The 13,908-nt window shown below is 51.9% G+C and carries 11 protein-coding genes; 3 read left to right on the forward strand and 8 right to left on the reverse strand.

The genetic code is table 11. The features are described 5' to 3' along the window. The first annotated feature begins 14 nt into the window (after positions 1-14). The 3 genes from AAF564_02115 to AAF564_02125 all read left to right on the forward strand — a co-directional run bounded on the left by AAF564_02115 (position 15) and on the right by AAF564_02125 (position 4,697). Positions 15-1,475 (forward strand): sulfatase, encoded by a 1,461-nt coding sequence (locus tag AAF564_02115; GenBank protein ID MEM8484310.1) that lies wholly within the window; start codon positions 15-17, stop codon positions 1,473-1,475. A 202-nt stretch (positions 1,476-1,677) separates the two neighbouring features. Further along, positions 1,678-2,268 carry a hypothetical protein gene (locus AAF564_02120; protein MEM8484311.1) on the forward strand — a complete coding sequence of 197 codons (591 nt, stop codon included), beginning with the start codon at positions 1,678-1,680 and terminating at the stop codon, positions 2,266-2,268. A 305-nt stretch (positions 2,269-2,573) separates the two neighbouring features. After that, positions 2,574-4,697 (forward strand): response regulator, encoded by a 2,124-nt coding sequence (locus tag AAF564_02125; protein MEM8484312.1) that lies wholly within the window; start codon positions 2,574-2,576, stop codon positions 4,695-4,697. A 45-nt stretch (positions 4,698-4,742) separates the two neighbouring features. Here the strand turns inward: AAF564_02125 and AAF564_02130 are convergent, their stop codons facing one another. From AAF564_02130 to AAF564_02165, 8 genes are all read right to left on the reverse strand, one after another. Next, positions 4,743-6,104 (reverse strand): sulfatase-like hydrolase/transferase, encoded by a 1,362-nt coding sequence (locus tag AAF564_02130; protein MEM8484313.1) that lies wholly within the window; start codon positions 6,102-6,104, stop codon positions 4,743-4,745. Positions 6,105-6,198: 94 nt separating this feature from the next. Further along, entirely contained in the window at positions 6,199-6,666 is a 468-nt protein-coding gene (locus AAF564_02135) for a hypothetical protein (protein MEM8484314.1), read from the reverse strand. Between the two features lie 244 nt (positions 6,667-6,910). Next, complete coding sequence (locus AAF564_02140) at positions 6,911-7,153, reverse strand: hypothetical protein (protein ID MEM8484315.1); 243 nt, start codon at positions 7,151-7,153, stop codon at positions 6,911-6,913. A gap of 110 nt (positions 7,154-7,263) precedes the next feature. Beyond that, a complete protein-coding gene (locus AAF564_02145) occupies positions 7,264-7,917 on the reverse strand; it encodes a hypothetical protein (GenBank protein MEM8484316.1) in 654 nt (217 codons plus the stop codon). Between the two features lie 431 nt (positions 7,918-8,348). Next, complete coding sequence (locus AAF564_02150) at positions 8,349-9,941, reverse strand: aldehyde dehydrogenase (NADP(+)) (protein MEM8484317.1); 1,593 nt, start codon at positions 9,939-9,941, stop codon at positions 8,349-8,351. A gap of 77 nt (positions 9,942-10,018) precedes the next feature. Further along, positions 10,019-10,846: a fumarylacetoacetate hydrolase family protein gene (locus tag AAF564_02155; protein ID MEM8484318.1), complete on the reverse strand. Its 828-nt coding sequence runs from the start codon at positions 10,844-10,846 to the stop codon at positions 10,019-10,021. 34 nt (positions 10,847-10,880) lie between these two features. Then, positions 10,881-12,329: an arylsulfatase gene (locus AAF564_02160; protein ID MEM8484319.1), complete on the reverse strand. Its 1,449-nt coding sequence runs from the start codon at positions 12,327-12,329 to the stop codon at positions 10,881-10,883. 42 nt (positions 12,330-12,371) lie between these two features. Next, positions 12,372-13,859 carry a DUF1501 domain-containing protein gene (locus AAF564_02165; protein MEM8484320.1) on the reverse strand — a complete coding sequence of 496 codons (1,488 nt, stop codon included), beginning with the start codon at positions 13,857-13,859 and terminating at the stop codon, positions 12,372-12,374. Positions 13,860-13,908: the final 49 nt, after the last annotated feature.

Here is a 13,908-nt window from a genome sequence, read left to right on the forward strand (position 1 = left end):
ACCAGAAAGTAAAGATGAAACGCACCCCGCTTTTTATCCTCCTCGCGTTGCTTCTCTTCAGTTGCACACCGGCTGAAGAAGAACCATATAACGTCGTGTTTATCCTCATTGATGATATGGGATGGACCGACACAGCTGCTTTTGGCAGTACTTTCTACCAAACCCCGCACCTCGACAGGCTTGCCAGTGAAAGCATGCGGTTTACCAGCGGGTATGCCGCATGCCCGGTCTGTTCGCCTACCCGTGCGAGTATTCTCACGGGCAAATACCCGGCACGCCTTAAGCAAACCGACTGGATTCCGGGCAGGAATAACAGGGCAGACCAAAAGCTAAAACAGGTGGAAGACCTCGATTATCTCGCCCTTGAGCACCACACCCTGGCGGATATTCTGCAGGAATCAGGATATGCTACAGCACATATAGGTAAATGGCACCTGGGCGCCGGCGACGAATTCCTCCCGGAGAACCGCGGTTTTGCGCGCAACATCGCCGGCAATCAGTATGGTTCTCCCCCTTCATATTTCTACCCCTACAGCCGCAAACTCTGGCGCGATACCTCTCAAGTCTACCAGTTAACAGACCTCGTTGAAGAGGGTTTTGAAGGAGAATACCTCACAGACCGTCTCGGACAGGAAGCTGCAAAATATATTGAAGCGAAAAAAGATGAGCCTTTTTTCCTGCACTTCTCGCAATATGCAGTACACACACCGCTGCAATCCCGCCCCCATCTCGAGGCAAAGTACAAAGCGAGGCAAAAGCCAATAGCCGACAGTTCTGACTTTGGCTACGAAGGTAAACGGCCTGTTCGTACGATGCAAAACCATGCTGTGTACGCAGGAATGGTTGAAAGTATGGATGCAAGTGTTGGCATGGTGATGCGTGCCATCGAAGATGCCGGCATCAGTGACCGGACAATAGTAGTCTTTTTCTCCGACAACGGTGGCTTGTCGACCTCAGAAGGCTGGCCAACGTCCAACTTGCCCTTGCGTACGGGCAAAGGTTGGCTATATGAAGGAGGAATCCGCGTGCCGATGTTGATCAAATGGCCGGGCGTAACGGACGTCGATCAACTATGCGACGTCCCGGTATCGAGTGTAGATTTTCTCCCAACCATCCTAGATATGCTGCAACTGTCTGATAAAATACCGGCAGAAGTTGATGGAGAGAGCCTGACACCCCTCCTTAAAGAAGCCGGCGAACCCGCCAGGGCTGCCATCTACTGGCATTATCCGCATTACTCCAATCAAGGCGGTAAACCCGGTGGCGCTATAAGAGAAGGGGCCTACAAGCTGATTGCCAATTACGAAGACCAATCAGTCGAGTTGTATAACCTCGACGATGACCTTGGTGAGCAAAACAATTTGGCGGATGCGATGCCGGAGAAAGCTGCGGAGCTCCAGCAAAAACTAGATGCATGGTTGGCCGGCATTGATGCCCAAATGCCAGTTCAAAATCCTGACTATGCTGGTGAATAACGGTGTGAGATAACGGCTCATACAGGTATATCTTGTCCGCGTCGTGCCGTGAGGTTTACGATAGGTATACTGAAGGAGTAGCATTGTTAACCCGGAGGAGAATTCTTGGGTTGCTTGTCGTAAATCCGTAACAATCACGCTTTATGTTTCATAGATGCTACCATCCTAAAACAAATCGTTATCACTTTATCAACACAGTTGCATGAAAACCCTTTTTCATAAATCTAAAACCCTCGCCCTCTTCCTTGGTCTGTTTATCATTGCTGTCGGCTGCGACAGCAACGACAATGAAGATGCTGCGGCATCATTTGATCAGATGGGCGAGATGATGCAGAAGTCCTTTAACGTCTTTGGCGCAGTCGCTGTTGATGTACTGCTAAGCCCCGTATCCGAAACGCAGCCGGCAAAGTCGCAGCCTGTCTATGACTGCGATGCGTCAGGCACCGTTACATATGACGCGAGTGGGACGAACCTGTACAATCTGATTTTCGATGATTGCGATGGCCTGAGCGGCGATGTCGACATGGGGCTTACAACCAATTTCACCGAAACAGGATTTGACTTCAGTCTTTCTCTGGATGGCAACCTGACTGAAGCATGCGAAATGTCGTTAAATAACTTCTCAATGGTTGTTGCGGCAACAGAAAGCGGTGAAGACCAGATTGTCCTAAACGGCTCCATTGGTTCAACCTGTAACGGGGAAGCCTTCTCTTGTACCTTTACACAAGATGCGCTTAATGAAGGCAATGAAGACACCCTCTTCAATGACAACTGCTCCGGATCTGTAGGTTAATTGCTATTCCGTTAGGCAGGATCGAGTAGATCCACAAAGGCGCTTCCGAAAGGGAGGCGCCTTTTTTGTATTGAGAAAATACCATGTACGTGTCAGAAGGGCCCTTCAATTTTTTTTGTAGCAAACGCGTCGCTTTACCTTCGCAGAACAACCCAAACGTAAGGAATTGCTTAATACCTGATATCATATCTGCGTGCCATTTTGCGATCTGGTTATCCTCCCATTAGAACTGGATGCGCAAGTCTGTGCATTTCCCGCACTGAAGATTCTTACCCAGCAAACGGTCATCTCAAAGAATCAGCGATATGATAGAGTTTTTCCACTCGTTGTTTAGCAGCGATTATATGCCACATGGCGCCTGTTATATGTGGCAACAGGATTTGCTGTTGCTCCATGTAGGCTCAGATGCCCTGATCGCCCTCTCCTATTTTTCGATTCCTTTTGCCATTGTCTACTTCGTACGGAAGCGCAAGGACCTGATGTACCGCAACATCGCGTTCTTATTTAGTGCGTTTATCCTGGCGTGCGGCATTACCCATCTGTTGGGTATCTGGGCTGTATGGGAAGGCATTTATCACATTACAGGCTTCTTCAAGCTTGGCACTGCACTAATTTCAGTAGCTACCGCCATTGCAATATGGCCGTTTTTACCCAAAGCATTGGCCATCCCCAGCCCGGATCAACTCAAGAACTCCAACGAAGCGTTGCAAAAGGAGTTGGCTGAACGTGAGATTCTAGAACGGAAATTGCGCAAGCACCAGGACGAGTTGGAAGCAATCGTCTATGAGAGAACAAAAGAGCTGGAAAAAGCCAACCGCGAACTGGTTGCTGCATTTGACCAACTGGAGCAGTCTGCACAAGGCTTGAAGTCAAGCGAGGAGCGTTTTGTGCTGGCCGCAAAAGCATCCAACAGCGGCATTTGGGATTGGATTGACGTAGACCAGGAAGAAGGATGGTGGTCGCCCCGTTTTTATGAATTGCTGGGGTATGACAATCTGGAAATTCCGGCCACGCAAACGCAGTTTAGCGCGCTATTACATCCGGCTGATAAAAAACGCGCCCTGGAGGCTACCGAAGCGCTCAAAGCCGGCAGTTCGAGTTTTGATGTAGAATACAGGCTTAAAACGAAATTTTCGGGCTACAAGTGGTTTCGGGGCCGTGGCGTTATACACCGCGGCACGTCGCGTACCCCAACGCGTATGGTTGGCTCGATTGCCGACATTGATCGGCAAAAACTCGCAGAAGCTAACCTGGTCAGCTACGCAAAACAGCTTAAAATGGCACGCGACAAAGCAGAGTCGGGCACCCGCGCAAAAAGCGAGTTTCTGGCCAACATGAGCCACGAAATCAGAACACCGATGAACAGCATTCTCGGATTCACCGATGTCCTCAAAGAGAGCGACCTCGACGAATCCCAGCAGAAGCATCTCGACATTATCCGAGACAGTGGGCGCCGGCTCATCAGCCTGATTAACAACATTCTTGACCTCTCGAAAATTGAAGCCGGCCATGTAGCCTTCAAGAAAACAGTATTCTCCCCTGAAGACCTCGTTAGAAGCGTTCTTGAGATGTTTGTTGTGCACGCCCAGGAAAAGCAAAACGAGCTGCACTATGAAATTGATGCAGGTGTGCCGGCTACCCTGCTTGGCGACCAGCAACGTATCCAGCAATTGCTCATAAACCTGGTTGCAAATGCCGTAAAGTTCACACAGCACGGCCGCGTAGAGGTATCTGTATTTTCAGCACCGCTGTCCAACAACCGTATCGCCCTTTCCATGATTGTGCAAGACACGGGTATCGGCATACCGAAAGACAGGCTGGAAGACATTTTCAACAACTTCACCCAGGTTGATGCCTCAGACACCCGCACGTTTGGCGGAAGCGGACTCGGCCTTGCCATCAGCCAGCGGCTGGCGCAGTTGATGGGAGGTGCCATCTCTGTCAATAGCGAATTGGGCGAAGGTTCAATTTTCGAAGCAAGGGTTGTCGTGCAAGGCGCGCCCCGACAGGTTAAAGTAAAACCGCAGCCGACAGATCGCCCGCCGATTGTCAATCGCGAAGGTCCGCCGCTTGAGATATTGCTTGCGGAAGATGACCCATCGAGCCGGCAACTGGCTGCATACGTAGTAGCTCAGATGGGACACCAGATTGAAATTGCCACAAACGGTAGAGAAGCCATCCAGCATCTGAGTCAGAAACGCTATGATGTCATCCTCATGGATATTCAGATGCCGGGCATTGATGGATTGCAGGTAACCGAACACATCCGCAAAACAATAAAGCGCGAAAGCCAGCCGCGCATTATTGCCGTTACGGCCCGCACTATGCAGGGCGAAAAAGAGCGCTTTCTCTCCGCCGGCATGGATGCCTACCTGAGCAAGCCCTATACACGCGACCAGCTAATTGCTGTACTCAACCGAACGATTTGACCCTGTCTTCAATATGACTTTTTGATGCGCTGCTTGCCCCAGGATTCAAGGTTGCCACTTCACACGCCCCCCTTCCCGGATATGGGCGCGCAACGCAGCAGCCATCGAACGGTATATATCAGGCCGTTCATCAAGGAGGTTATTGGTTTCCAGCGGATCTTCTGCCAGGTTGTACAACTCCTGAGGTTTGAAGGGGCTATCCTGTAGCAGCTTCCAGTCGCCGCGACGCATCGCCTCAACGGTTTTGCCACCATAACGCGTCCCTCCTTCCCTGCGCGAAAAGAAGAGGTCTCGATTTCGCCAGCCTTGTGCTTCTCCCATCAACGTGGGCAGAAAGCTCACCCCTTCAACAAAGTGTGTAACCGGTACCCGCGCAATATCAACCAGGGTGGAGAAAATGTCCATGGTGATGCCAACATAGGATGAGCGCGTGCCGGCGTCGATGTGCCCGGGCCAGGCAACGCCAGCCGGGACTTTGATGCCGCCTTCATACATGCTTTGTTTACCATCGCGAACTGCGCCATTTCGCGCACCCACATTGAGCTGTCCGCCGTTGTCACTGGTAAATACCACAACTGTATTGTCTGCATACCCAGCGTCTTCGAGGGTAGCCATAACTTCGCCAATGCCGGCATCCATGTGTTCAATGAGTGCAACCAGCCGGGCACGCGCGTCGTCTATCCCCTCTTCGCGTGCCTTCACCTTTTCAACCCAGTCTTCTGGCGGCTGAATTGGCGTGTGGGGTGCATTGTACGACAGATAAAGAAAGAATGGCGCTTCAGATATTGTCCGGGAACGAATGTATGCTTTGGACCAGTCTGTGAACAAGTCAGTAGCGTGGCCCTCCGGCTCAATGACGGTATCGTTGAAACGCATGTAATTGATACCGTGCCGGCGATGGGTGTAGTAATCATCCATCATGTCGCCCAGGTATCCTTTGAAATAATCAAAGCCCCGGTCATGCGGACGGTTTGGCGACTCCAGACCAAGGTGCCACTTCCCTACCATGGCGGTATGGTACCCATTTCGTTTGAGCATAGCCGGCAACATAATGGCATCCTCAGCAAGATACCCCCAGTTGTCGGTGGCGCGGGTACGAACAACACCCGGCACGCCGACCATGGCTGGGTACCGCCCTGTAAGCAGCGATGCACGCGTAGGAGAACACACCGATGAGTTGGCATAGAATTCGTCGAAGCGCATTCCTGATGCAATCAAGGCGTCGATATGCGGCGTTTGCAGATCAGTTGCTCCGTAACTGGACAAATCTCCATAGCCGAGATCATCTACCAGAATTAGCAGGATATTGGGTGGGGGATCCTGTTGGGCGGAAACCGGATTAACAAACAGAAATACGAAGATAAACGGGAGTGCTTTCTGTACTACTTTCCAGGGAAATAACATCATGGCAGCGGTGTTTAAAGAGGTTATACTGCCCTAATGTTACTAATTATTTCTTGCTTTTTCAGTCATTCCCGGCAACTCATCGCAGCCGGCATAGCTACCCTGCATATTGTTCTACACAGGCCAGTAGTTGTCTTGCGTGTGTATAACGGGTGGCTTCCCTGGCGTCATCTTTCAGGTGTGCAGTAGCAAGCGTAAGGTAATGGGCGGCCTGTACAAACTTCCGCTGGGCAATCAGGGCTTCTCCAAGTGCCACCCACCCCCGCGCGGTATGCCGGTGACCGGCTGGTAAAGCCTGCTCCATAGCGTCTACGGCGGCTTGCAGATTTGTAGCCGCTTCATCATTTTCACCCATCTGCAATACCATCTCACCGAATCTGAATTGCTGGAGGGCGAGGAAGAAATTGGAGCCTACTGCATTGCTCTCCATGTTGGATATCACCTCTTCGTACAGAGGTTGTGCTTCCTCATAGCGTGCACTGGCAGCCAGGAATGCAGCATATCGGGCTTTGCCGGCTGTTATGTACGGATGATCAGGCCGCAATGTTTGAGAGAAAAACGCCATTGCTTCCTGTCAATCTGCTTCTGCTGCTTCAAACATGTCAACACTTCCGGCTGTAGGTATCGTACTTTATGGGCGGCTTTGGTGAGCGCTTTCAGTGGGGGCATACAGAAAGGTTGCCGGCACTAGTATTAGCGAAAAGGCTCAGGATTTTCTCTCACATCAACAAAAAATAGGCTAAATAAGAAAAGCCCACCGGCAGAACATGGCCGGCGGGCTTTATCAAATTCCGAAAGAAAGCGGAGCGTTACTGATCTCCTTCCAGTTCAGCTTCCAGCTGTTCCAGCGCTTCTTCGTAATTTTCTTCAGTGACGGGTGCAGCTTCTTCAAGCGGCGCAGCATCGATGGATTCGAGCACCTGGACATCTTCGTCCGTCAACTCAATCTCGGCGGCTTCAGAAGCAGCCATTGATTCCTGGGTTGACGAACTGTTGCAGCCGGCTAGCACGAAGCATAACGCCAGGCAAAGGGGTAAGAAATATGTTTTCATCTTGAATAAAATCAATTGAATAAAAATGCTCCCGGGCAGCTCCTGCGGCAGCTACTTATCAAGACCAATCGCCTTAAAAAGACAGCAGCAAGGGCGACTGAGCAGCGTGGTTACTGATCAGCTTTCAGTTTTTTGTCCATTTTGCGGGCGAAACGTTTTTCCATTTCAGCCAGCTTGCCAATTTTTTTCTCGTGTTTGGCGTTTTCCTTGTCAACAAGGGTACCAATACGAGCAATGGCATCTTCGTTACCAGCAGTTTCTGCATGTGCCTTGATTTCTGCAATTCGGGCCATGCGTGCTTCGTGCCGCGCCACTTCCTTAGTACGCGCTTCTGCAATCTGAGCTTCGAGTTGCTCCGGCGTCATGTCGCTGCCACGAATGGTGCGCGGATTAACGCGATCACCCATTTCTTCACGGCGTGCTTCACGCTCTTCTTCGGTAGCTTTACGTCCGCGCTCAACAGTGCTGTCTCGGCGAGACTGTGCTTTGTCGCGCATCTCCCGGCCTTCCTGTTTTGCACGATCAGCAGCCTCACGGCCTTCACGGCGGACTTTTTCGCCAGCCTCCTGGCCATCACGCTGTACCCGTTCGCCGGCATCACGCGCAGATTCTCTGGCTTTATCGCCATTTCGGCGCGCTTCCCGTTCAGCTTCATTGGCAGCTTTGCGGCCTCTTTCTTTAGCTGATTCGGCTTCTCTGTTGGCCCGGCCTTCGATCTTCTTTGCTTCTTCTTTTGCTGTTTCTTCTACTTCAGCCTCTTGCATGAAAAAAGCGGATGCCTGGCGGGGCGTTGTGATCAGGCAAAACGCGGCCATTACACATGAGAAAACCAACGTTTGTAGGATTTTGTGTCGCATTTTAAGATTAAAACCAATTATTAATGATATCTCAAGTATAGATCCCAGGTTTACAGAACTGTACAAAACGGGGGGATATTCAATAAAAACAAGGATTTATACTACGGAAGGGCGCATACTATACATTAAGCACACACATTTTCCGCTTCCTGCGCTTTTAACCCAAAGACTATACCAGTTGCGGAGTATATGTTTTTTTAGACTTGAAACCAGAGAATACCTGTAAAAGAATGCAGCGGATTAGAGATTGAAGACACGCTATTCGTTCTGTCGTGTTTTCGTAGTTCTGCTTTTTGTCTTGCAAACCTTTTACCGGAGCAAAAACGCCCAGACAGCTATCAGCCGACGTTTTCGCGGGTCATCTCGTTGTTGACCATGCGCCAGATGCCTTTCTCATTGGCATTCCGCAGTTGCGGCGGCAGCAGATCATTGGGGAAACCCTGATAGCATACGGGCCGGCCAAATCGCAACAGCGAGCCGGTACCAATGGAGGTATAGTGACTATCCGTAGAGGCAGGGTACGGCCCGCCGTGATGCATTGCTGCACAAACCTCAATGCCCGTGGGATATCCATTGATGATGATGCGGCCTACTTTTTTCTCGAGGATCTGAATCAGGTTTTTGTGTGCTGCAAGGTCTTCAGGCGTGCCGTGCACCGTTGCACTGAGATGCCCTTCGAGCCCTTCAGCCATTTCTTCCATTTCCTCCACTGAATTACACGCCACAACAATCGATGTAGGCCCAAACACTTCTTCCATCAGATAGGGTGTTTGCTTGAGGGTATCGATATCCGTAGCAAAAATGGCACAGCCGGCCTGGGTGGCAACAGCCGGCGCATCAGCTGATTGACCGAGCACGGATACACCCGGCGTTTGACCTATTTTGTCTACACCGTCGGCAAACGCTTTGCTGATCCCGGCATGCAACATGGTTGCCGGAGTCACTGCCGTCGCCAATTCGCCCGAAGCCTGCTGAAATGACGACATGCCTTCGCCTTTCAAGCCCAGCAAAATACCCGGGTTCGTGCAGAACTGTCCGACGCCAAGATTGACAGATTGTAAATATCCTTTGGCAATATCTGCACTGCGCGCCTTCAAGGCCCCGGGTAGTAAAAAGACCGGATTTGTACTGCCCATCTCTGCATACACAGGAATCGGCTCTGGCCGTGCAGCGGCTGCATCAAACAGCGCCCGCCCACCGCGCAATCCGCCGGTAAAGGCTACCGCTTTGATATGCGGATCCCGCGCCATGGCCAACCCGACTTCATGGCCGCGGCCGTGCACCATCGAAAAAATACCGGCTGGAAAACCAGCTGCTTTAACGGCTTTAGTAATTGCCATCGCGAGCAGTTCACTTGTACCCGGATGCGCAGGGTGCGCTTTAACAACAACGGGACACCCTGCGCCCAGTGCAGTTACGGTATCGGTGCCTGCCACACCAATGGCTAGCGGGAAATTACTCGCGCCAAAAACGGCCACGGGCCCGATGCCAACAAGCATGCTGCGCACATCGGGTTTTGGTGCCGGTGTCCGATCTGGATTTGCGGTATCAATCCGCGCATTTACCCACGAGCCCTCGCGAATTACATTGGCAAAGAGTCGAATCTGATTAACCGCTCTGCCTCGCTCTCCTGTACACCTGCCCATCGGCAAACCAGTCTCCTGATGGGCCATTTCCAGCAAGTCATCACCCAATGCCATAATCTCGTCAGCAATGTGATCAAGCAGTTGGCCGCGCGCCTCAACAGTAGCTGTACGCAACGCATCAAAGGAATCGGCAGCGGCTTTGGCTGCAGCAGCAACCTCAGCGACAGTACCTTCTACAAAATGAACACCAAAAGGTGTGTTGGTGGATGCGTCAACGGCCTGATACGTCTCTGTACCTTTCGCTTCAAATACACCTGCAATGAGTTGCTTGCCTTGCAATGCCATGCTTCTTCGCTTTAAAATCTGTTGTTATAAAAATTGATACAGTTTGTATACAGTACCCGGTTGTTTGCTGCCCGGGATCACACCGTATTTACCAGCGTGCCGATTGGATCTATGGTAATCCGCATTTCGTCACCCGCTTTGAGGGTAAAATCATCTGGTGGCACGATACCGGTACCCGTCATAAGATAACACCCTTCAGGGAAGCTCGCCTCGCTGAACAAATACTTCACTAACTGATCCGGTTTCTTTTTCATTTGCCCAAGATCAGTTTTGCCTTCAAACACCGTTTGCTGCGCACGAACAACTTTGAGTTTGATCTTCGTTGTTGTTGGCAGCGGCTCGTCGGTGATCAACACAGCCGGCCCAATGGCTGCACAAGCATCAAAAGTTTTTGCCTGGGGCAGGTAAAGCGGGTTCTCTCCTGCAATGTCTCGACAACTCAGGTCATTGCCCACGGTATAGCCAACAATATTGCCCGACGCATTGACCATTAGCGTTAGTTCTGGCTCGGGCACCATCCATTTAGAATCTGAACGCAAGCGCATTTTCTGTCCATGCCCAACAACGCGGTGAGCAGTTGCTTTCATAAATAGCTCAGGGCGATCCGCATGGTAAACCCGGTCGTAAAAATCACTACCGCCGGCATCGCTGGATTCTTCCATGCGCGCGGTACGGCTTTTGAAATACGTCACGCCGGCGGCCCAAACTTCTTGTTTACTGATTGGCGGGAGCAGATCTGCAGCGTCAGGAGCACGGGTTTCTCGTCCGTTTACGTCAACATAATCCAGTAACCGTTCTTTGAGCCGGTCGAGCCGTAACCAGTAGTCCCAACTCACATTGGGCAGCTGGTACCAGTTTTTTTCATACTTAACAACAATACCCTGTGTTGTATTGTAGAGCAGCATATTTTTGGGGGCTTATTGTGTGGGATGCACGCCATCAGGGGCGTGTCTTTCCATCCTGCCGGGCTTGATCCAGCAAGGCTTGCAAGTCGGCAACAACTGCTGGTTCATCCAGATACAGGTTTGTTGCTTCGGTGGGGTCGGTGTCAAGGTTGTACAGTTGGCCGGCGGGCTCTCCAGCGGCTGGCGTAATACGCTGTGGCTGTGTAAATCCGCCTGAGCCCCGGCCTTCGATGAGTTTCCAGGGGCCCTTTCGAATGGCAAACATGCCGTCTAGCGAATGGTGTATGGCTGCAGGTCGTATGGGTTCTGCAACGCCCTGCCCCAGCCATGCAGGCAACATGTTGAAGCTGTCTTCGCCGGCGTCATCTGGCAGCGTTGTACCCACTACTGCTGCAAAAGTCGCAAGCAGATCCGTATGCGTTGTGAGTACATCGTTCACTGCTGCGGCATCTACAGTGCCGGGCCAGCGCACAACAAAAGGTACCCGGTGGCCCCCTTCCCATATATCAGCTTTCTGTCCGCGCAGCGTCAGGTTGGCAAGGTGATCAAACGTTGCGATGTCATCAGGATACCAATGCGCACCATTATCACTGGTATAGATCACGATCGTATTTTCCGTAAAGCCTTGCGCATCCAGGGCTTCCAGAATGTCTACAACAGACGCATCCACCTGCGCAGCAAAGTCGCCATAATAGCCGGCACCGCTCTTGTCTTTAAACGGCGCCGTTGGCAACCAGGGCGTGTGCGGCGCAGACAAAGGTACATAGAGGAAAAATGGATCGTCCGATGACGCCTGCGCTTCAATGAACGACACCGACTTTTCTGTTATCTCGGGCAAAACATCAACATGCTCAAAAGCGGGCGCCACGGGGCCACCTCGCCAGAACCCTCCTCCTTCTTGCCGGCGATGGGCGCTTGCCTCCACCTCAGCTGTGGGCATCTCGATTACTTTTTCATTCTGGAAATATACATAGGGCTGCATGTCCAGCGATGCAGGAATCCCGTAAAAGTAATCAAACCCGTGATCTGCAGGGTTAGGATGCAGTGGTGCAAAATAGTTTGTGCTATCGCCAGTGCCTAGCCCCAGGTGCCACTTCCCAACGCCGCCCGTTGTGTAGCCGGCCTCTTTCAGCAACGATGCTACGGTAACCCGGGCGGTGTCGATAAGATTGGGGCTGTATCCCCATAACACACCTGATTTCAGGGACGTGCGCCAGGCATACCGTCCTGTCAGTACGCCATACCGCGTCGGCGTGCAGACAGCAGATGGAGAATGGGCATCTGTAAACCGCATGCCCTCCTGCGCCAACCGATCAATGCCGGGGGTAGGAATTTTGGAGGCAGGGTTATACGCACCAGGATCTCCATATCCCATGTCATCCGCAAGAATCAGGACAATATTGGGTGGGCTCGCCTCCTCGCTGGCCAACGGATTGCAGCCGGCAAGTAACGAAAACAACAGGCAATAAGATAAACGCGTCATATTCGGGGGGGGATTAAACAAATGCTGGCCACTACGCGCAACTCACGAGAGAATGCCGTTTACAACTTTACCATGCACATCGGTAAGCCGGAAATAGCGGCCCTGGTGTTTGTAAGTCAGTTGCTCGTGGTCGATGCCCATCTGGTGCAAAATTGTTGCATGGAAGTCATGCACATGTACAGGGTCAGCAGCTATGTTATAGCTAAAGTCATCTGTTTCGCCGTAAGACACACCCGGCTTTATCCCGCCACCAGCAGCCCATACGGTAAAACAGCGTGGATGGTGATCACGGCCATAGTTGTCTGCCGTGAGTTGTCCCTGGCTATAAATGGTGCGTCCAAATTCCCCGCCCCAAACAACGAGGGTGTCTTCAAGTAACCCCCTGCGTTTCAGGTCGGTAATGAGCGCCGCACTTGCCTGGTCGGTGTCTTTACACTGGAGGCGGATGTCGCTGGGCAAATTGGAATGTTGGTCCCAGCCCATATGGTACAGTTGAATAAAACGAACGCCTTTTTCTGCCAGCCGGCGCGCAAGCACGCAATTTGCAGCGTAGGTACCCGGGCGGCGGGCATCGGCGCCATAGAGTTCAAAAGTCTCGTCAGGCTCGTCTGACAGGTCCATTGTTTCCGGCACAGAGGTCTGCATCCTGTATGCCATTTCATACTGGGCAATGCGCGAATAGACTTCCGGGTCTCCAAAAGATGCTACCCGCTTTTCGTTCAGCGCATTCAGGTGATCCAGTGCACGCCTGCGGTCTTGCAAAGCAACGCCTGGCGGGTTGTCCAGATAAAGCACCGGTGTGCTGCCAGAACGAAATTGTACACCCTGGTGCATCGATGCCAGAAAACCAGATCCCCATAAGCGGGAATAGATCGGTTGTGGGCGAATGAGCCCACGCGACAAAAGCACGCAAAAAGAAGGCAGGTTTTCGTTCTCACTACCCAACCCGTAACTGAGCCATGCCCCCATACTGGGCCGACCCGGTTGCTGTGAGCCCGTTTGAAAAAAGGTGATGGCCGGATCATGGTTGATCGCTTCGGTGTGCATCGACTTAATAAAGCACAGTTCATCAGCGATGCCGGCCGTATAAGGCATCAATTCGCTTACCCACGCCCCGCTTTTGCCGTGTTGGGCAAATTTGAAATACGATGAAGCAAGCGGGAAATTATTCTGATTTGCTGTCATTCCGGTCAGCCGCTGCCCCATACGCACCGAACCCGGCAAATCTTCGCCATGCATACCCGCCATTTTGGGTTTGTAATCGAACAGGTCCATCTGCGCCGGCCCGCCACTTTGAAACAAGTAGATCACCCGTTTGGCTTTTGCAGGCAAATGCAATCCGGGCAGTGCGTTTGCTGTTGCCGTGCGTAACGCGGCATCGCCACCAGACAGGCATCCGGGCAAGAGCGACGCAAGGGCTGCACCACCAATCCCCAAACTGGCCCGGGACAAAAAATGCCGGCGGTTGATATGCAACGCAGCCTCTTGTTCTGGCGCAGAAAACTCGATTGGTTTGTTTGTTTTTTTCATGGCGTTTGCAAGGTTGAGCAATGTGATGCGGCTGTCGTATGGCCCGGCG

The sequence above is a fragment of the Bacteroidota bacterium genome (genome assembly GCA_039111535.1).
Lineage (GTDB): Bacteria > Bacteroidota > Rhodothermia > Rhodothermales > JAHQVL01 > JBCCIM01.